Below are 18,314 nucleotides of genomic sequence, written 5' to 3'. Positions count from 1 at the left end.
TCCGGGCCGCGCGCTCAGGCCGCCACGTCCCTCACCCCTTGCAGCCCGAAGGCCTCGGCCAGTCGGGACATGGAGGCGAGCCGGTCCTCGTGCGGCCGGGCAATGTCCAGCACCAGCAGCTCGTCCGCGGCGTAACGCTCACGCAGCGCCTCCGCTTCCTCGCGCCACCGCGCGCCCGTGCCCACGACGGTGGGCGGATAGAAACGGAACTCCTTCCAGCCCTCATATGCGCGCTCGGCGCCCGCGGCGTCCTCCACGCAGGAGCCCGCCACCGCGATCATCACCCTCGGCGTGTCGCCGGGGGCGCGTGGCTGGAAGTGGGTGAAATAGTGCTCCACCACCGCGGGGTCCGGGCTCACGGGGCCGTGGAAGAGGGAGAGGCAGAACGCGGCGCCCACCCTTGCCGCCAGCATGCCGGCCGTGCGTCCGCCGCACATCCATACCTGGGGCGCGGGCAGCTTCGGGCAGGCCGCGCCGTGCAGCGCGTGCCCCTCCGGGAAGCCGTCGCCCAGGAAGGCCATCAGCTCCTCCAGGCGCTCGGTGTACACGCCCTCGTCCGCGAGGCTGCCGGGCACCAGCTCTTTGCCCGTGAGCGCGCGGTGGGACCTGGGGTTGTCGGCCTGTCCCCGGCCGATGCCCAGGTCCACGCGACCGGGGAAGAGCGACTCCACCAGCTTGAAGTGGCTGGCCACCTTGAGGGGCCGGTAATAGTTGAGCAGCACCGCGCCCACGCCCACGTGGATGCGCGAGGTGCGCGCGGCGAGCGCGGGCAGCAGCGTCTCCGGGCTGGGTCCGAAGGGGGCTGCCCCATGGTGGTGCTCGCCCAGCCAGTAGCGTGAGAAGCCCAGCGCGTCCGCGTGGCGCGCGGCCTCCACGGTGAGGTGGGGCACCCGCGCGCCCTCCACGGTGGCGGAGGTGAAGCCGAAGTCGAGCGCCCCCAGGCGCAAGGGATGGCGTGCCATGGCTCAGGCGTCCCAGTTCCCGTCGTAGCGGTGCCACGGCCCCACGTTGCAGAGCTGGCGGCGGCGCGGGTCCGTCTGGCGCTCGCCGAACTCGCGGGTGACGTCGTGCCCGGCCTCCCACTGCCGCATCCACGCGTGCTTGTAGAGCACCATCAGCAGCTTGCGCGGGCGCGCGCTTCGGTTGGGCGTGCTGGTGTGCCAGATTTCGGTGTTGTTGATGAGGCACGTGCCCGCCTTGCCGGTGATGGCCACCTGCCCGGGGATGGTGCGCGGCAGGTGGTCGGGCCCGGTGTATTCGGGCGGGCACGGGTGCGTGGCGCGGTGCGAGCCGGGCAGCAGCGTGAAGGGCCCCATGTCCTCGGTGATGTCCTCGAGGAAGTAGGCGCAGCGCACCCAGTGGAACTGCCGGGGATAGGGCACGCCCGGCAGCCAGGACGTGTCGCTGTGCCAGCCAATCCACCCGCCCGAATTCGCCGGCCGGTAATCCGCCTCGCCCGCGGAGGCCAGGGTGATGTCTTGGCCGAGGATGGCGCGTGCGATGGGGTACGTGCGGGGCCAGTCCATCAGCGGCTCGAAGACAGGGTCGCGCTCCAGCAGGCGCGGCAGGTACACGCGCCGCGGATCCGGATCCGTGCGCTTCACCGTCTCCCAGTGCGCGCTCATCAGCTCGTCGTAGCGCTGGCGGAGGGGCTCCAGCTCCTTCGGCGTCAGCGCGTTGGGGATGACCAGGTATCCCTCGCGGTCGAAGCGCTCCGCGAGCGCCTGGGCTTCATGCGATTCCATGGGAAGGCTCCTCAAGTGGATTCAGGGGAAGGGTGGGGCCCCAGGGCTCACGCGGCTTGTGTCCACGCCCGCCACGCCTCGGGGAGGTGGGGGCGGTCGCGGTAGAGCCGGGGCGAGAAGTAGACGGTGACGCGGGGCACACCCCGCTCGCGCTGAAGCGTGACGCCCGCGTGGAGGCCCTGAGCGTCGCCCAGCCCTCCCGGCGCCATCACCTCCAGGCAGCGCAGGTAGGGGGCCACGGGGATGCCCTGGGACTCCATCAGGCGCACCAGCCGCTCGCGGAAGAGCGCGTCCGGGCCCACCGCGCCGCCGGTGACGGACGTGACCCAGCGCGAGGGCCGGCCGCCTTCCGAGCCGCGCATCGTGAAGCAGGTGCGGATGTCCAGGAGCCCGTAGGGGCCCGACGTCGGGAGCATGGCGGAGCAGAGCGCCCGGGCATCCCCCGCGCTGCTGTCGAAGGTGCGCGCGCTCCACGCTTCCAGGTCCTCCACCGTGAGTCCGTCGCGCGACAGGTACACCTTGAAGATGACCTCCTCGCTGAGATCCAACGCGAGCAGGGGCACGCGGCCGTGCGCGCCCCGCATCCGCTCCACGTCCTCCCACCGCGCACCCAGGCCCAGCCGCTCCAGCGACTCGCGCACCACGTCGAGCGTGTGCTCCGGGCCCTTCGCCGCGGGGTTGAGGTAGACGCGCGCGTCCGGCACGCCCGTCGCGGGCAGCCGCAGCGCGTGCCACAGCGCACAGAAGGAGGTGGGCTGGGGCGGAGAGAAGAGGTCCGCGAGGCGCTCCAGGTGCTCGAGCCGTGCACCCGCGCGCCCCTCGAGCTCGCGGCTCAGCGCAAGCCCCGCGTCCCAGTACGCGCGCGCCGAAGCGGGCAGGGCCTGGGCCTCCACCAGCACCCGCAGCTCCGCGCCCTTCGCCCCGAACGCCACGGAGAACTCGTACGGCGAGCCGTCCTCGCCCACCGCGGACCACGGCGCGGGCGCGTCCAACCCGCGCGTGCCCCAGGTGGCCGTCGCCGCGTGGAAGAGCTCGCCCAGGGCGGCCACCCGCGCCTCGGGCAGCGCCAGCGCGCGTCCCAGGCCCATCAACTGCGACTGCGCGTACCGCGCCACCGTCTGCGTCTCCATGCCGTGCTCCCCGCTCCCCTGGATGTCGTTGTGGGATGTCATGTGGTTCTTCACGCGGCCTGAAGCCAGCCTTCGTCCGGGGGCAGCGCTTCGGTCAGCGCCGCGGTCGACGGCGCGCCCGCGTAGACGCGGTAGAGCTGCGGCACCCACGGCGCCAGCGGTCCCAGGGTGGAGAGGAAGTAATCGGTGTCCACCGTGCCGGGACACAGCCGCGACGCCACGTCCCGCAGCAGCGCCCTCATGTGCCGGTAGCGCTCCAGCGGTGACGCGTAGCGGGCCTCGCACGCGCGTCGCAGCTCCTGGAAGAGGGCGTCGTGGCGCGAGCAGCCGGGCTCCTCGTACAGCAGGGCCGCGGTCACGTTCTGGCTGTAGACGTCCCAGTGCAGGTGGCGCAGCAGATAGCGCGCCATCCCGCCGTGGTCCGCGAGGCGGAAGTTCACCGACAGGGACAGGTCCAGGTACTCGACATGGTGCCAGACGAAGGCGGGCATCAGCAGCGTCTCGCCCGGCTCCAGCACGCAGTCCCACGCGCCCGCGAAGCGCAGGAAGGCGAGCTTCTCCTCCTCGGGGAAGCGGGCCAGCAGCGCGGCGCCGTAGTTGGCCACGGGGTGCAGCTTCGGCCCCGCGGACGGCGGGAAGAGGATGTAGCGCTTGCGCCCGAACACCTGGAGCATGAAGACCTGGCGCCCGTCCGAGTCGAAGTGCAGGTCGGTGGCGCTGCCCGCGTTGTGCAGGTGCGCGAACGAGCGCAGGTAATGCTCCGGCGCGGGGTGCCCGGACGGCGGCGCGAAGTGCTCCGGGAGCTGGATACGCGCGCGCAGCGACGTCGGGGTGGGCACCTCGTTCATCACCCACGGGGTGCGCGGCTCGGATTGCAGCAGGTCCAGGTAGTCGCCCACGGTGCGGCACGCGGGAGGAACCGGCTCGACGGGGGCCGTGCCCGCCGAGGCCGCATCCAGCGCGCGCATGGCCGCCACGAGCTGCCGCTCCCCCAGCCGCACGGGCTCGGGCCCCAGCAGCTCGCGCGCCGCCTCCACGCTGGCCAGTCCACGCACGGGCTGGCCGTCGAAGAGGCCGGTGAGGATGACGGGCCGGCCGGGCCTGACGTACCGCTCGAACAGCACCTCGCGCGACGGCGCGCGGAGGCGCTCCACGTTGTCCAGGCACTTCATGAACGCGCCTCCGGTCCCCGGCCCGAGCGCGACATCACCTGCTGCCACGAGGGGCGCGTGCTCGCCCGCTCCCACCACGCGGCCAGGGCGGGCCTCGCCGTGACGAGCGCGCCCTGTCCGGCGATGAAGAGGTACTGCACGTAGGGCAGCCACGAGAGGTCCGCGAGCGTGAAGGCGTCGCCCACGAACCAGCGTGCTTGCGCGAGCTCCCCCTCGGCCACGTCCAGCGCGGCCTCCACGCGGGCCCGGGCGCGGCGCAGCGCCTCCGCTCCCGGGTCGCGTCCCCACAGCAGCGGCGCCACCAGCTCCATCAGCGGCGGCACCAGGTTGCAGCATTCCACGCTGATCCACTGCTCCATCCGCGCGCGGTCCCGCGAGTCCGCGGGCGTCAGGGCGGGACCGCTCAGCTCGGCGTCGACGTAGCGGATGATGGCCCGCGACTCGTAGAGCCGGAAGCGGCCGTCCTCCAGCACCGGCACCTGCCCGAAGGGATGGCGCGCCAGGTGCTCCGGCGTGTGGTGCGCGCCCCGGGTGATGTCCACCACCTCGAAGTCGGGCGTGTGGCCTTTTTCGTGGAACGTGGCCAGCACCTTCCAGGTGCACCCGCTGGCGGGATGTCCGTAGACCTTCATGGGTTCTCCTCGGAGGGGGCAGGGGGCGCGGGCGGGCGCAGGCGCGCGCCGACGCGGGCTTCCAGGCGGGCCATGCCCGCGGACGGGTCCAGCATGTGCGCCAGCTCGCGCTCCAGGATGTGGCGGCCGCCCACCGCGTAGGAGTCCATCAGCCGCTGGCGCCCGGCGAGCTCGGATCCGGTCAGCTCGGCCGCGAGCGCCCACAGCCGCGCGCGCGGGGCGAGCTCCAGCGCACTGCCCTTGAGGTGCCGCGCATGGAGCGCCGCGACCTCTGGGGCGGCCAGGTCCTCCAGGCCCGGTCGCACCACCAGGCTCTGCCCGCCCAGGAGCCGCAGCGTGTCCAGGATGGAGGGGAAGTGTTCGAGCGCGTACGAGAGCGCGAGGTGCAGCGTCCTCCGCTCGGGAATGACCGCGCCGCCGTCTCCCGGCGCGGGCTCCGGTCGTGACTCCGCGGCCTCCACCAGCGTGGACATCATCGCGTGGTGCTTGCCGAGCCCGGCCAGCAGCTCCGCCACCGCCGGCACGGCGCGGCTGCCTGTCAGGTGCGTCATCGCCTGGCCCAGGCTCCACAGCAGCTCCAGCTTGGCCACCAGCCGGCGTGCCATCGCGTGCTTGTCACACGCCACCACCGCCTCCAGGAGCACCCGCGCCGCGTCGCCCTCGCCCGCGTAGAGCACGCGCTCCCACGGCACCTCCACCCGGTCCAGCACCACCAGCGCGTCCACTTCGTCGTAGCGGGCCAGCTCCGCGCGGGGCCCGCGCGCCAGTCCTTCGCGGCAGAAGAGGGACAGGCCCGGCGTGGAGGGCGGCAGCACCACGCCCACCGTCTCCTCCGGCGGCATCGCGTCCGCGCCGGGCCTGTTCTTCAAGAGCAGCAGCTCGTCGCAGTACGGGGCGCCGGTGCTGATGGCCTTGGTTCCGGACACGACGATGCCGTCCGGCCCGCGGTCCACGATGCGCAGCCCCTGCGGCAGGCCGTCCACCGGCGGTGGCTCGATGACGGCGAGCGCCACCAGCAGCAGCTCGCGTCCGCAGCGCGAGTGCAGGTCCTCCAGCACCGCGGCCGCCTCGGGCCGGTAGCGGGCCGCGTCCGTGCGCACGTTGTAGAGCGCGTTGACGAAGCTGCCGGACGCGTCCCACAGCCGCCCCATCATCCCCAGCGTCTCGTGGGCGAAGAGGGTGGAGATGCGCCCCAGCCGCTGGAGGTCCTCCGCGGTGCGCGGCGTCCGGCCCCACGCCGCGCAGGGCCGCCCCGCGTCGTCCCGGTCCATCAGCAGGTCCGAGTGCTCCGGGGAGGCATGCAGCGCGAGGAGCGCCCCCAGCGTGTCCACCACGGGGGCCAGCACGGGACTGTCCAGCGGCGAGGCGAGGCGCGCTCCCGCGATCCACACGCGGCGGCCATCGCGCTGCGCACTGCGGAAGTCCTCCGCGGTGCGCGGGTGCGCGCGGATGGGCTCGACGCGCTTCCAGGCCGGGGCGCTCATGACGACAGCTCCCGCGTCCCGTCGCCTTCGCGCTGCTCCAGGAGCCGGCGCACCAGCCGCACGCCGCGCCCCGCGTCCAGCATCTCCGTGAGCTGGAGGGTGAGGGCCTGGTCGCCGCCGGTGCCGTAGTAGTCCAGCAGCCGCTGCCGCTGCGCCGAGCGCGAGCCCAAGAGCTCCGCGGCCACGCCCATCAGCGCCGCGCGGTGCGACGGGTCGCCCGTGTCGCCGCCGAAGTACTCGGCGTAGTGGCGGCCCACCTCCTCCGAGCCCAGGTCCGCCTGGGAGGGGTTGAGCACCAGGCCCTGTCCCCCCAAGAGCTCCACGGCGCGCGCCACCTCGGGCAGATGCTCCAGCGCATACTGGAGCGCGAGCTGGAGGGACAGCGGCTCCGGCCGCACGGCGCCGCCGCTGCCCGGGGCCGGCTGTGGGCTGGCCTCCGCGAAGGCCACCAGCCGCGCCACCAGGGCCGCGTGCCGGCCGGCGTCGCGGAACACCTTCTGCGCGCTCGGGTAGTGCCCCACGCCCAGCGCCTTGGACATGAGGAAGGACAGGCCGAAGAGCAGCTCCATCCGGGTGAGCAGCCGCCGGACGAAGCCGTGCTTGTCCCACGTCATCATGGCCTTCCACACCAGCGCGGCCACGTCCTTCTCCCCCGCGTACAGCAGCCGCCTGTGGGGGATGAAGACGTCCTCGAAGACAAGCCAGGTGTCCACCTCGTCCACCGCCAGCGGGTCCCCCTCGCGGTGCGCTCCGCCCAGCCCCGGGCGGCAGAGGATCCTCAAGCCCGGAGTGGCGGGCTTCACGAAGAAGCCCACCACCGCCGAGTCGTCGATGTTGGGCAGCTCGTAGCCCACGCGCAGCACCAGCAGCTCGTCCGAGTACGCCGCGCCGGTGCACAGCGCCTTGGCGCCGCGCACCACCACGCCGTCCGCGCGCCGCTCCACCACGCGCAGCGTGTTCTTCAGGTGCGCCGGCAGCCCGCGCCCGTGCGGCGGATCCACGAAGGCCACATTGCACAGCAAGAGCCCGCGGCTGATGTCCTCCCACGCGCGCTCGATGACGGCCTGGGTCCCCGGGCGCAGCGCCTCCGCGTCCTTCGAGACGTTGAGGAGCCCCGCCAGGCACCCGCCGGAGGTGTCCCACAGCCGGCCCATCATTCCGTGCGTCTCCTCGGCGAAGAGGGTGGAGACCTGGCCCACGCGGCGCAGGTCCTGCGCGCTGCGCGGAGGCACGGCCCAGCGGCCCCGGGTGACGCCGTCGGGGCCCGTCGCCGTCAGCAGCTCGCGCGCTTCTGGCGACGCATGGCGCGCGAGCAGCCGCTCCACCACGCCCACCGCCGAGGCGAACAGGGGGTGGCTCGCCACGTCCACCGCCTTGCCGTCCACCCACACGCTGCGCCCGTCGGCCAGCGCCCGCCGGAAGTCGGCGCCCGTGCGCGGTGCGTCCGCTGTCTCGAACACCTGGGATGTCTCCATGTCAGGCCACCACCGGACCAAAGAGGGAGGAGCTCCGGAGCGCCCGGGCGACCTCGGTGAAGCGCGCATCGTCCGTGGGGGCGTCGCCGCGCAGCAGGCGCTCGAAGACGGACACGTCGTGGTCGTCGAACGGCAGGCCCAGCGCGTTGTGCCGTGGGCCCTCCACCGCGTCGAGTCCCGCCAGCTCCCGCAGCCAGCGGGCCGCGAGCGCCGCCGCGTCCTCGCCGGGGTGGCGCTGCTGGATGAGGGCCAAGAAGGGCGTGCGTCCCTGCACGTTGAGCAGGAGGCCCAGGAAGAAGCGGTGGTCCGGCCGGGTCACCGTGCGGCGCCGGGCGATGAGCTGCGCTTCGCGGAGCATGTTCGCCAGCGCGGGCCGGACGTAGCGCTCCATCGCCCCCTGGTGCTCGGGGCGGCAGCGGGCCAGCAGGGGCGCCAGTGCGTCCAGGCGCTGGCGTGCGCGGGCCACCTGCTGCAGCACCTGGAAGGCCGAGTGCAGGTCCGCGTCCGCCAGGTAGTCCCCGATGAGCGTGTCGCGCTCGGGATGGGCGAGCTGCTCCAGCACCGCCACGCCCTGCAATACCTTGATGAGCGTGGGCTCCTCCACCTGGGGGTTGATGCAGATGCCCGGCCGCTTGAAGTCGTACTGCGCCTCCGCGGACGGGTTGCGCACCGTGCGCACCACCAGGGACAGCGACGGCCGGTCCAGGTGGAAGAGCGAGTGGATGTACGCCTTGCCCGCGACGATGGGGTGCGAGTCCCCGCGCCGCAAGAGCTCGCACTGCTGCTGCTCGAGCTGGCCCAGGGCGAAGTACGCGTTGACGTTCCGGTGCTCGGTCCAGCGGTACACCGTGTGGAGGCTGGAGCCCTGCAGCACGCGGAAGGCACCGCAGAAGCCGTGCTGGTGCACCGTCGTGGTGCCGTCGAGCCAGTGGTAGAGGTCGATGGCGAAGCGCCGGCTCCGGAACACGGTGAGCGGCACCTGCCCGAAGCCCTCGCCGGGCTGGAGTTGGTCCGGCAGGCTCTTGCGCACGAACAGCCATTGCATCACCTGCGGCACGTCCACCGTCAGCAGGTCCGCGTCATGGTCGCGGAACGCCTGCTGGACGATGTCCGGGAAGGCGTCCTCCGCGTAGTCGTGCACGAGCCACCGCCGTTCAATCTGCTCGCCCATTTCGGAAAGGAAGTTCATGGTTCACCTCGCGTGGGCGTGACGCCCACGAGTCCTCGTTTGGGGCTGTACTTCGCGAGCATGGGCGCCAGCAGCGCGGCCCGGTCGTCGAGCGACAGCCCGTAGCGGTTCCAGTGGAAGAGCAGGACGAAGGGCAGCAGCGCGCGCTCGCCACAGGCCAGGCGCCCCGTGCGGCCCAGCCGCGCGAGCCCCGCGCCCAGCTCCCGGTGCGCGTCTCCATACAGGCGTGCCGCGTGGGCCACGCCCGCCTCCGCGTCCGGTGCCGCGCAAGGCGCCTCGCGCACCGCGAGGATGCGTGCGTCCGGCATCCCGTGCAGCCGGGCGAGGTTGCACCAGACGTCCCAGACCTCCTCTCGAGGCCCCACGCACGCGGACACCAGGGCCTCGCCCACCGCCGCGCACAGCGCCCGGGGAGAGCCGCCATGCGGGGACGACGACGAAACCCACCGCCACCACGCCACCGAGTCCGCGTCGAACCAGCGGTGCACCAGATGCAGGGCCCACGGCCCGCCGAACTGGAAGGTCTCCGGTGTGTACGGGGCGACGTGGAAGGCGCGCACGAAGCCCGCCTCGCGCAGGCCGTCCAGCAGCGCGCGCAGCTCCACGGCCAGCGGCGAGCCCGTGTCCGCCTGGAAGCGCAGCCGCGAGTCCGGCGGCTTGCGCAGGAAGGAGAACAGGCGCAGCGCCCCCGCGCGCCGCCAGGCTTCCACCTGGGGCATGAGCCGCGCGAAGAGCTGCTGCGCGCAGGCCATGGGGGGATGGCGCTGCTTGTCGAATTCGACGTTCACCTGGAGCCATCTCCACCGCCTCCCTTCCCTAGGCCGACCATGCGTGCGGCTCCCGCACGAAGGGCACACCGAGCTCGGCGCGGAAGCCATGTCCGCGCTCGTCCACCAACCACCTGTCATCCGCGGCCTCCTCGAGGGTGAGCGTGTGTCGTTCGGGGTCGAACCCCTCGAAGAAGCACTCGATGCCGAGCGGGCTGTCGCGCGGCACCAGCACGGGCGGCTGGCCGTCTCGCGACAGCCACAGCCACTCCGGAAGTCCGTGCCGCGCCGCCAGCGCCAGCCAGGCCGCGTAGCGCCGCGCGCGGTGCCGGACGCGCAGCTCCGTCAGCGCTTCGCCCTTCAACTCCCACCGCGCCACGACGCCAGCCCGGGCTCCGGGGGCCGCCGAGGGACCGGGACGGGGCAGCGGCTTCGCGTCCACCATTCCCGGGGGAAGGCGGAAGGAGGTGAGGAGCAGACTCTCCGTGAGGGGGTCGTCGCCTGTCGCATGGGCCGCGCTGGAGAAGCGCACCGCCAGGGGGCGCTCGCGGCCGGGCACGCGCAGCAGCGGTGCACCCGCGGGGGTGGGCTCGAAGCGCGCGAGGGCCAGTGGAACGCGGCGCCGCTCGCAGCCCCAGACATCCACCACGTGGGGCGTGAGGTGCGGACGGGCCAGCGTGTTGGGGCTGCGGCCGAAGTCCTGGGCCAGCTCCGCCCAGTCCACACCGTGCGCGTCGGAGAGCCGCTGGTACTGCGCCGCGAGCCACGCGTGCAGCGGATCCAACCGCCCCCCGTCGCGCTGGCGCCACAGGTGCCAGAAGCGGGAGGTGTGCGCGCCCAGCTCGAAGACGCCTCTCGCCGCGACGGCCTCCGGCGTGAGGCGTGCGAAGAAGAGGCCCAGGGGGAGCCCGCGGCGCTCGCGGGCCTCAAGGCCCGGAGCCGGAAAAAGCGGCGGGGGAGGGCGGAGCGCGGCCCACGGCGCCCCTTCACCCGCGGGCAGCAACCACGCGCGCGTCGCCGCATGGGCCCGGCCCAGCAGCCCGGAGTCCTCCATCCACCCGAGATGCTGCTCGAGCGAGTCACCGAGCGCGTCCTTCACCTCCGGCCCCAGCTCCAGCTCGAACGGCAGCTCCAGGTCGCAGCGGAGCATCGCGCGGGGCAGCTCCGGAGGTGGCTCGCCGAGCGCCGCCGCCAGCGTGCGCACGCAGTGACGCGCGGACTCGTGCGCGGCCAGCACCGCGGGGGCCTCCAGCGCTTCGAAGCGCGTCTCCAGCCGGCGGCACAGCCGTCCCAGCCGGTTGACGCAGCGACGCCATGCCCGCGCGTCAGGGCCTGAAAGCCGCGCGGCCACCTTGCGCAGGGCGTCCCAGGCGGACACGAAGCGCGTGGGAAAGCGCGGGCCGCCCAGCAGGAGCCCGCCGCGCGCGAAGGCCTCGGCCAGCGCGGCCACATCCGTCCCCGCGGGCGTGCGCGAGGCCAGCAGCGAAAGGAGTGCGTCCCACGTCGCCGGCCCCGACCCCCGCAGCGCGCCGAGCGCCTCGCCCACCTCGGGCGCGAGCCGCACGCGCCTGCGGGAGAGTCCCCTGGGGCCACGGGCGAGGTACGTCCAGCCGCCCTCCGCGTCCGGCGCCAGCGTCTCGTTGAGCCGCCAGTGCCCCGAGCGGCGGTAGGGCTCGCGCGAGAGCCGCGCCTCGGCCAGGGACTGCAGCGGCGCCAGCTCCGGCGCGAAGGCCCACCGGGCGGGACGGGAGACCACCCGGGTGCGCTCGCCCCAGCGGGCCAGCGCGGTGCCGGACCAGACGCCATTGGGCTCGGTGCGGCCCACGGCGCGCGCCAGGTAGCGGTACAGCGTCGTCTCCGCGTGGCGCGTGCTCTTGGATGGCGTCTCCTCGAAGTGGAGCGCGGCCACGGCACGGCAGAAGCCCGGGTTCACCAGGGCGAGCGCCCGCATGAAGCCCACGTCCTCGCGGGTCCTCGCCCACAGCCTCCGGCGCTGCTCGCGCAGGCGCGTCGCGTAGGCCGCCTCGTAGTGCGCGAAGGTGGCGGGCACGTGCAGGGCATGACGGCCCGCGGGCGGCGCGAAGTCCGGCGCCGCGAAGTCCGCGAGGGCCGCCATGGGCCAGCAGGCCGCGCGCACCACCACGCGGTCGCCGAGTGTGAGGACGGAGCCCATCGCGCCTATCCCTTGGGACCCTGGAGCCGCTCGCGCGCGGCGAGCATCCGGTGCTGGTCCGCCATCCCCGCGTCGATCTCCGCCGCGTACAGCGCATCCAGGCGGTTGATGAGGGCGATGTCGCGCATCATCTCGGTCAGCTCTTGCAGGCTCGTCCCGGTCTCCGCCATCCACGCGCGCATCTCGTCCGCGCGCGTGAGGTGGAAGTAGTGGCGGAACACGTCCGTGGTGGCCTGGAGCTCGGCGGGCGAGATCTCCAATCCCAGCCGCTGGGCCTCATGCCGCGCGAGCACGCGGTACAGCGCCTTCTTGCGCAGCACCGCCTGCAGCTCGGTGTCACCGAACATGACCTGGGCTTCCATGTCAGGCCCTCTCCTCGTGCGCGGACATCGCCAGGCCGGGCGCTGACGCGGGGGCCTGGCGGAAGAACAGCGTCAGCGGGTCCGGCAGTGAGACGAGCAGCTCCTTGCCGGCCACGGGCGGCACGAAGAAGTGGCCATCCACCACGCCCAGCACCTTCTCGAACAGGCGCAGGTCGCCGCAGAGGTTGAACAGGTCGCCCGAAATCTCCGGCCGCTGGATGCTGCGCGTCAGCCCGCGTCCGGACACGTGGACGAAGTAGTTGGCGTCCTCGTGCATGCCCTTGAGCAGGGCGAGCCGCGGCGCGCGGAAGTCCAGCGCGTACGCAAGCCGCCGGCCCGGGCCCAGGTGCACGACGAGCTGCCACACCACGCGGTACTCGATGAAGGCGCGCAGGTAGCCCTCGGTCGCGAAGTGCGCCCGCAGCCAGCGCGCGAAGGGGCCCGCCAGCAGCGCCTCCACCTCCCGCCGCGTGTCGTCGGCCTCGGCCGGGGTGAGCGGGTCATCCAGGCTGGTGCTGTCGAGCGGCTCCCAGTCCTGGTCGTGCCGCGCCTCCTCGTGCCGGACGAAGGGCGACGCCTGCGCATGCAGCGCCACGCCCCCGTCCCGGTGCTCCAGGACGTCGCCGGGGTGAAGTTGCTCGGCGCGGGCCTGGGGCAGGCGGGCGCGCAGCAGCCGCACCACCTGCGGCTGGGTGAAGGGGAATATCTGCTTGTTCATCCACGCGTGCATCCCCTGGAAGGCCAGGCCGCACGCATAGGGGAAGACGAACTGCGGCTGCACCACGCTCGCGGCTTCCAGCGAGCGGGCCACGTCGCGCTTGTCGAACGACGTCCCCAGCCCCCACAGCAGCTGCACCTGCAGCTTGCCCTGCGGCTGGTACTTGGCCGCGACGATGTGCACGCGCCCGTGCTCGGCGAGGATGCGCTCGCCCACCTCCGGCCCCACCTCCGCGTCCACCATGTCCCAGAAGCGCGTGCCCTCCGCCTCCAGCAGCACGCCCATCTCGGTGATGTCGCCCGCGGACGGCGTCGCGGTGAGCTTCACGCCGCCGTGCACGTGCGATTGCCAGGACTCAAGCGCGGTGACGCGCGCGAAGCCCAATCGCCGCAGCCCCGCAAGCACGCTGGCCTCGTTGGGGGCCACCACCGGCACGTCGCGCGGCAGCCGCTCCAGGCTCTCCAGGTCGAAGTGGTCCCAGTGCGCGTGGCTGATGACGAGCAGTGTCGGGCCCGGCACCGCGTCCGGCGCGAGGCGGCGTCCCGGGTAGAACACCAGACTGCCGTGGCCGAGCGGAGTGTCACGCAGGACGGGGTCGATCAAAATCCGCTCGCCGGCGGCCTCCACGTAGAGGCCCGCATGGCCGAGCACCGTGATTCGCATGGGCTTCTCCCGGGCCGGGCCCGGATTGGGGGCGGGACAGAAGGGCGCGACCGGCACCGGGTCGATGCCGGCCGCGCCCCTTTCACTGCGGACGGCGGACTACCAGGCGCAGCAGCCGTAGGTCGTCGGCGGCTCGATGGCCATCATCTGCTGCGCCGTGGCGGACTCCTCCGCGCCGTACTCGAACTTGTTCGAGGCCAGGTTGGCGGAGGGCACGGTGTCGAGGTCGCAGATCTCGACGAGGGTCGTCTCGGTCGTGGTGTTCATACTTCTCCGGTGTGTGTGATTGGCCTTGCGATGGATTTCGCGAAGGCGGTGGTGCCGGCCTCCGCAGGCGCGGGTATCGCCGCCTTTCGGGAACCGGTTTCCCCCACCAGAATTCGATACGAGCCCACGCGGTTTTCCTGGTCGTGCCCGCTCGAACAGGGCCGCTGGCGTGTCTTGGATTGCTACGCGTTCCACGCCCGCCAGAGCGCGTGCTTGCGCGGCCCGGTGTCCTCGCCGCCGGTGGGATACAGGCGCGGCGCCAGGTAGGCGGTGACGCGCGGCTCGCCGCGGTCGCGCTGGAAGGACAGCACCGGGTGCAGCCCATGACCCGGGGCCTCCGGCGCGGAGGCCATCACTTCGAGGCAGCGCTCGTAGGCGGCCACGTCCAGCCCGTGTCCGCGCAGCACCTCGCGGGTGCGCGCCGTGACGGTGGAATCGTCCAGGGTGCCCACGGTGAGGTCGGTGACGGGCCGGGACAGGCGGCCGCCCGTCGCCGCGTCGAGCGTGAAGCACACGCGCAGGGGCGGCCCTGCATGAGGCCCGTCCGTGCCGAGCACTTGCCGGAAGAACGCACGCGCCTCTCCCGGCACCGCGTCCACCGCGTGCGCCACCGTGGCCTCCACCTCGTCCGCGGTGAGGCCTGGGGCGGAGAAGTAGAGCTTCACGCGCGAGGGCGCGCCCAGGTCCAGCGCCAGCAGGCCCAGCCCGAGCCGCCCGCCCGCGAGCACCGCGTCCACCTCCGGCCGCGAGGCCTCGAGCCCCAGGCGCTCCAGCACCTCCGCCACCACCTCGGGCGCGCTGCCCGGGCCGCGCGCGTGCGGATCCAGATAGAGGCGCACGTCCGGGTCGCGGCCCGGCGTGAAGCGCAGCCCGTGCCACAGGGCGCAGAAGTTGCGCGGGCCGCGCGGCACGAAGAGGTCCAGCACGCCGTCCAGCGGCGCGCGCTCCTTCTTCAACGTCCGTGCGAGCGAGTCGGTGAGGGCCCGTCCTGCGGCCCAGTACCCCGCGGCGGTGGCGGGCTCCGACTGGGCCTCCACCAGCACGCGCAGCTCCGCGCGTCCGGGCGTGAAGGCCAGCGAGAACTCATAAGGAGAGCCGTCGTCCGCGACGGCGGAGAAGCGCGGGCCTTCGGCTCGTGGCCGCTGCGTCCACGTGGAGGTGAAGCCGCGCAGCAGCGCTCGTGCGCCCGCGTCCGGCGCGCTCCAGCCCAGCGCGGTGCAGAGCCCCTCCAGTTGGGACTCCGCGACGTCCGCACAGCCCGGCGGAGCGGTGCGCTCCGTAGGGAGGGAGGGATCCCCGGCCACGGAGCGTGGGATGGCGTCTGGCACTTCAGGGCAGGGACGCATGGGTTGGGAACCTTTGGACCGGGAGGCCCGGTGATGGAGCGCGGCGTGAGCGACGAGCAGGCGGTGCCGCGGCCGGGGGAACTGCCGCGCCAGCTCTGGAGGCTGATACGGCCGGAACGGCGGCGGCTGGTCGCGGCCACGGCGTTCTTGGTGCTGGGCAGCGGCATGGGCCTGGTGTACCCGCAGGCCAGCTGGGCCGCCTGTACGACCCGAACGCGGGCCGCGTGCTGCTGGACGGGCAGGACGTGCGCGACCTGGACCCGCGCTGGCTGCGCCGCCAGGTGGTCACCGTGTCCCAGGAGCCGCTGCTCTTCTGGAGTGCCAGTCGCTGACGCTCTGACGGGCGCCTCGGCGCGGATGCAAGGACCTCTCATGCTTCAGCGAGGGGGACTGCCCACGCTGCCTGGGAGACTGGCCTTCGGAGCCTCTTGCCCGTCAGAGCGGCTCAGGCGTGCAGCTGGCGGACGAAGTCGCCGCCGCCACCGCCTGGTCTCCGCTCCAGAACGTCACATTGCATGGCAATGATTGCAGCCTGCGGGCCTTGGCCACTGGCGCCCAGCTCACGCGTTCGCGGTTGAAACAGGTTGCTGCAGGGCTGTTGTAGAAATCTCACAAAGCGCCTATCGCCTTTCTTTTGTGTTTTCTTGATTTATTGGTAATCAAGGCCGCCCAAAGGAGCCGGAAGAATGCGCACCCTGAACAAGCTCTCAGTCGCGGTGGTGTTGGGTCTGTTGCTCGGCGGTTGCGGCGTCACGGACCTGGGCGGAGAAGACATCACCTCTCAGCTCGAGCAGGACTTCGGTGGCCCGAGCGGCCTCATGGACTTCTTCGAGAGCCACACGGAGGAGGAGATCCGGCAGGCGCTGACGCCCTACGGCGTCGGGTACGTCGCCCACGGGGACGTCACCGCGGCCTTGATCAGCGACTGCCCGAAGCTCTTCCCGTCGACGGACCGGAACAAGTGGCACAGCTTCGACGGCGAGTACTACTTCATCGACAGCGTGGGCCGGCCGAACCGGGCGTACAAGGATCTGCCGCGGATCACCGCCGCGCCGCGCGTCGACTCCTGTCAGACGAACGTGGGCCAGTGGGGAGACGCGGAGAACCCCAGCAACGACTATGACGGAGGCCACCTCTTCGGCTCACAGCTCGGGGGCTGGGGAGGGCGGGCGAACCTGGTGCCTCAGGATGCCAACTTCAACCGTGGCAACTGGTTGCAGCTCGAGAATGCGATGGCCGGGTGCGGGAGCCTGCCGCTCGGCCGGCTGCGCTACTCCATTGGCGCGAACTACCCGAACTCCACCGCGCTCATCCCCAACAACCTGACGATGCAGATCACCAACCAGTCCACGGGGAGCGCCGTGTCCATGTCCTTCTCGAACACGGACGGCGGCGGGACGAACGGCACGACCGAGCGGACCCGCGGCGTGAACTGGCTGTCGAGCCAGGGCTGCAACTGAGGCGCCGCTGAGGAGGGACGAAGGACGTCCGCTGGCTCTACATCGCGTGCTTCTGTCCCGCCTGCGGACTCATCGGGGTGTACGCCGATTGGAAGTGCGAAGGCGGTGACGCGGACGCCTTCCTCGCCAGGACCTGAAGTTCGCGTCAGCTCCGGGCGGCCGGCGGCGGCATGGGGGGCGCGGTGCGCTGCCACGCGTCCAGCTCCTGCACGCGCCCCAGCCAGGCCCGGAGGTTCGCGTAGCCTTCGAGGGGCAGGCGCGCCGGGCCCGCGAGGGCGAACGACGCGGCAAGCGAGAGGTCCGCGAGCGTCAGGCGCTCCTGGGCAACCCACGTCCTGCCCGCCAGGTGCGAGTCCAGCACGGGCGCGGTCTGCGCGACGAGGGCCTCACCGCGCGCAACCTCGGCGGGGTCCGGCGGCCCGCGGCCGGTGCGCTGCTTCACGAAGTTCTCCTGGACGAGCACGGTGTTCGCCGGGGCCATGTGGGCCGAGCACCAGAACAGCCAGCGGTTGACGTCGGCGCGGCCCTGCGGGTCCGTCGGGAGCAGGGTCTGCCCCGGGGTCTTCTCGGCGAGGTACGTGAGGTCCACCACGATGCGCTCCCACCCGGTGTGACAAGGGTCTGTCAGGCCTCGTCCGGGGCACGGCTTCAGGACGGAGAGGAACGCCTTCTCATCCCGCCGAGGACCGCTCCACGTCGAGCGGTCCTCGCGGTGTCCGGTGCTACCGGGCGCAGGTGAACAGGTTGTTGCTGACGTGGATGCCGCTCATCGCGTACCCGCCGGCCCCGCACACGTGCATGGGATAGGAGTCGTTCGTGCCGGGGCTCCCATCCACATACTCGGAGACGACGCTCGTTCCGGGATACTGGCAGGCCAGGTAGTCATTGCTGACGTGCAGGCCGACCATGACGCTGCCGTAGGGACAGGCATGCATCCCGTTGCGCCTGCCGCCCGCATCCAGGAAGCGGGAGCCGCTCGTGGAGGAGAGTTGAGCGCACTTGAAGACGTCCTTGCTGAGGTGCGCGCCAATCATGGCGTAGCCGGTAGGACAGCAGTGCATGGTGCTGCCACCGACGGTACAGCGCGTCCCTGCGTCGTAGACCACCCAGCCCGTGAAGGAGAGCGACGACTTCGCCACCTCCACGTCGAACTCCGCTCCCTCTTCTTCTGGCGCGGCGCCGCAGCCAGCGAGCATCGTGACCGCGGCCAATGCCACCACTGCTGAAGACGCCCCCTCGAAAAATCGCTTCATTGATTCATTCCCCCTTCATGTGACGACAGGTTCACCTGGGGCGCGATGTGCCTCCCCAGCCCAATGCCTGCCCATACGCTCGGGTAGGTGTTTTCAGATTATTCAGCTTTTTATGGATAATCAAGAGGGGCCCTCACCCGGGGTGAAGGCTTGCGTCGGTTCGAGGTGCCGTCCCATCGCGTCCAGCTCGGTTCCTGGCCTCGCTGGAGGGGGAAGTTGGGGGTGAGAGTCCCCCGGCGCTCTGACGCTCACCCTGGCAACGGGGGACGAACGAGAACACCAACCGTCTGCTACGCCAGTACTTCCCCGACGGCACCGACCTGTCCGTCTACTCGCAGGCTCAGCTCAACGCGATTGCCGCCCGCCTCAAATTGCCGCCCACGCAAGACGCTCGGTTTCCTTCCTCCCGCTGAGAAGCTAGAGAGCGTGTTGCCCTGACCGGTTGAGTGTGCCGCGCCCTTCGTTCGCGACCCTGTAC

General features: G+C 72.3%; 17 protein-coding genes and 1 pseudogene. 2 read left to right on the top strand and 16 right to left on the bottom strand.

The annotated features are described in order from the left end of the window. Positions 1–14 precede the first annotated feature (14 nt). The 14 genes from D7W82_RS07200 to D7W82_RS07140 form a co-directional block, all read right to left on the bottom strand. Positions 15–962, bottom strand: coding sequence for an MsnO8 family LLM class oxidoreductase (locus D7W82_RS07200; RefSeq protein WP_120617615.1), 948 nt, complete (start codon positions 960–962; stop codon positions 15–17). A 3-nt stretch (positions 963–965) separates the two neighbouring features. Next, positions 966–1,745 carry a phytanoyl-CoA dioxygenase family protein gene (locus tag D7W82_RS07195; protein ID WP_120617614.1) on the bottom strand — a complete coding sequence of 260 codons (780 nt, stop codon included), beginning with the start codon at positions 1,743–1,745 and terminating at the stop codon, positions 966–968. Positions 1,746–1,792: 47 nt separating this feature from the next. Next, positions 1,793–2,917 carry a hypothetical protein gene (locus D7W82_RS07190; protein WP_147439252.1) on the bottom strand — a complete coding sequence of 375 codons (1,125 nt, stop codon included), beginning with the start codon at positions 2,915–2,917 and terminating at the stop codon, positions 1,793–1,795. An 8-nt stretch (positions 2,918–2,925) separates the two neighbouring features. Beyond that, complete coding sequence (locus D7W82_RS07185) at positions 2,926–4,047, bottom strand: cupin-like domain-containing protein (protein ID WP_120617612.1); 1,122 nt, start codon at positions 4,045–4,047, stop codon at positions 2,926–2,928. After that, positions 4,044–4,679 carry a glutathione S-transferase family protein gene (locus D7W82_RS42325; protein ID WP_120617611.1) on the bottom strand — a complete coding sequence of 212 codons (636 nt, stop codon included), beginning with the start codon at positions 4,677–4,679 and terminating at the stop codon, positions 4,044–4,046. Before D7W82_RS42325 ends, D7W82_RS07185 begins: the two co-directional genes overlap by 4 nt. Next, positions 4,676–6,163 carry a 4-hydroxyphenylacetate 3-hydroxylase N-terminal domain-containing protein gene (locus D7W82_RS07175; RefSeq protein ID WP_120617610.1) on the bottom strand — a complete coding sequence of 496 codons (1,488 nt, stop codon included), beginning with the start codon at positions 6,161–6,163 and terminating at the stop codon, positions 4,676–4,678. The genes D7W82_RS42325 and D7W82_RS07175 overlap by 4 nt, the downstream gene beginning before the upstream one ends. Then, positions 6,160–7,638, bottom strand: coding sequence for a 4-hydroxyphenylacetate 3-hydroxylase N-terminal domain-containing protein (locus D7W82_RS07170; RefSeq protein ID WP_158617607.1), 1,479 nt, complete (start codon positions 7,636–7,638; stop codon positions 6,160–6,162). The genes D7W82_RS07175 and D7W82_RS07170 overlap by 4 nt, the downstream gene beginning before the upstream one ends. Before the next feature lies 1 nt (position 7,639). After that, positions 7,640–8,827, bottom strand: a complete 1,188-nt coding sequence (locus D7W82_RS07165) for a hypothetical protein (RefSeq protein WP_147439251.1) — start codon at positions 8,825–8,827, stop codon at positions 7,640–7,642. Further along, the gene (locus tag D7W82_RS07160; protein ID WP_158617606.1) at positions 8,824–9,615 is read right to left on the bottom strand and encodes a thiopeptide-type bacteriocin biosynthesis protein; all 792 of its coding nucleotides are present in this window, start codon (positions 9,613–9,615) and stop codon (positions 8,824–8,826) included. The genes D7W82_RS07165 and D7W82_RS07160 overlap by 4 nt, the downstream gene beginning before the upstream one ends. A gap of 28 nt (positions 9,616–9,643) precedes the next feature. After that, positions 9,644–11,767: a lantibiotic dehydratase gene (locus tag D7W82_RS07155; protein WP_120617606.1), complete on the bottom strand. Its 2,124-nt coding sequence runs from the start codon at positions 11,765–11,767 to the stop codon at positions 9,644–9,646. 5 nt (positions 11,768–11,772) lie between these two features. Next, entirely contained in the window at positions 11,773–12,129 is a 357-nt protein-coding gene (locus tag D7W82_RS07150) for a hypothetical protein (protein ID WP_120617605.1), read from the bottom strand. 1 nt (position 12,130) lies between these two features. Continuing rightward, positions 12,131–13,510 carry an MBL fold metallo-hydrolase gene (locus tag D7W82_RS07145; RefSeq protein ID WP_120617604.1) on the bottom strand — a complete coding sequence of 460 codons (1,380 nt, stop codon included), beginning with the start codon at positions 13,508–13,510 and terminating at the stop codon, positions 12,131–12,133. A gap of 99 nt (positions 13,511–13,609) precedes the next feature. Further along, complete coding sequence (locus D7W82_RS40440) at positions 13,610–13,777, bottom strand: hypothetical protein (protein WP_158617605.1); 168 nt, start codon at positions 13,775–13,777, stop codon at positions 13,610–13,612. A 182-nt stretch (positions 13,778–13,959) separates the two neighbouring features. Next, positions 13,960–15,123 carry a hypothetical protein gene (locus D7W82_RS07140; protein WP_199727697.1) on the bottom strand — a complete coding sequence of 388 codons (1,164 nt, stop codon included), beginning with the start codon at positions 15,121–15,123 and terminating at the stop codon, positions 13,960–13,962. Between the two features lie 686 nt (positions 15,124–15,809). Here D7W82_RS07140 and D7W82_RS07130 point away from each other — a divergent pair. Then, complete coding sequence (locus D7W82_RS07130) at positions 15,810–16,583, top strand: DNA/RNA non-specific endonuclease (RefSeq protein ID WP_120617601.1); 774 nt, start codon at positions 15,810–15,812, stop codon at positions 16,581–16,583. A gap of 145 nt (positions 16,584–16,728) precedes the next feature. On the opposite strand, the gene D7W82_RS07125 is transcribed toward D7W82_RS07130, so the two are convergent. Both D7W82_RS07125 and D7W82_RS07120 read right to left on the bottom strand, forming a co-directional pair. Further along, complete coding sequence (locus D7W82_RS07125) at positions 16,729–17,175, bottom strand: glutathione S-transferase family protein (RefSeq protein WP_233587352.1); 447 nt, start codon at positions 17,173–17,175, stop codon at positions 16,729–16,731. A gap of 130 nt (positions 17,176–17,305) precedes the next feature. After that, entirely contained in the window at positions 17,306–17,800 is a 495-nt protein-coding gene (locus D7W82_RS07120; protein WP_147439250.1) for a hypothetical protein, read from the bottom strand. Between the two features lie 281 nt (positions 17,801–18,081). On the opposite strand from D7W82_RS07120, the pseudogene D7W82_RS07115 reads away from it, so the two are divergent. Further along, a pseudogene (locus D7W82_RS07115) lies at positions 18,082–18,274 on the top strand (transposase); the annotation flags it as partial. Positions 18,275–18,314 lie beyond the last annotated feature (40 nt).

The organism is Corallococcus sp. CA049B, assembly GCF_003611685.1.
GTDB classification, from domain to species: Bacteria; Myxococcota; Myxococcia; order Myxococcales; family Myxococcaceae; genus Corallococcus; species Corallococcus coralloides.
Note: the sequence above shows the minus strand (reverse complement) of the source record. Positions and strands in the feature narration are given on the sequence as shown.